Source organism: Vibrio sp. 1069, from assembly GCF_033340555.1.
Window position 1 is genome coordinate 1 of record NZ_JAWOWP010000310.1, and the last position, 746, is coordinate 746.

The following is a 746-nucleotide window of genomic DNA, read 5'->3' on the forward strand; positions in this document are numbered from 1 at the left end:
CGTCATTTGCCGGGCAAATCACCACCATTAAGTGTTTTGAAGACAACTCACTGATCCGCGAAACCTTAGAGCAAGATGGTCTTGGGCGCGTGTTGTTGATTGACGGTGGCGGTTCCTTACGTAAAGCGCTCATCGATGCAGAAATTGCTGCGATTGCAGAAGAAAACGAGTGGGAAGGCATTGTCGTTTACGGTTGTGTCCGTGAAGTTGATGAACTAGAAGACATGAACCTCGGCATTCAAGCTTTGGCATCGATTCCTGTTGGCGCGGCAAACCAGGGCATTGGTGAGCTAGATGTACCCGTAAACTTCGGCGGCGTTAGCTTCCTTCCAGAAGATTACATCTACGCCGACAACACTGGCATCATCCTATCTCCAGAGCCACTTAATATTGACCTTGAGTTAGATGATACGGTCGAAGAGTAGTTTCCGATAGCCAGTCACCTTTTGTTTACTAAAGCGCTGCTCATACCCAAATACACAAACACCCGCCGAAGCGGGTGTTTTTAATTCTGGATGATGAAGTGAAATTATTCCACTTCGTCCATTTTGCCAAGTAGTGCACGAATGCGCTCTTGCCACTGTGCGTGCTCTTGCTGAGCTTGCTGAGCTTTTTGCTCTAGATCTTCACGTTGAGAACGAAGCTCGTTTGCTTCTGCTTCTAGTTTTACTTTGTCTTCTTTCAGCTCTTCAACTTCCATCTGAAGAAGAGTGATTGTGTCAACTGCAGTTTGAATTTTAGATTCT

Annotated in this window: 2 protein-coding genes; one reads left to right on the top strand and one right to left on the bottom strand. The window is 46.2% G+C overall.

Going from position 1 to position 746, the window contains the following annotated elements:
- Nucleotides 1–425, top strand: a 425-nt coding sequence (gene rraA / locus R7040_RS26195; protein ID WP_318097540.1) for a ribonuclease E activity regulator RraA, incomplete at its 5' end; no start/stop codon positions are given.
- 104 nt (nt 426–529) lie between these two features.
- Here rraA and zapB read toward each other — a convergent pair.
- On the bottom strand, nt 530–746 hold a 217-nt coding region (gene zapB / locus R7040_RS26200; protein WP_318097541.1), incomplete at its 5' end, for a cell division protein ZapB.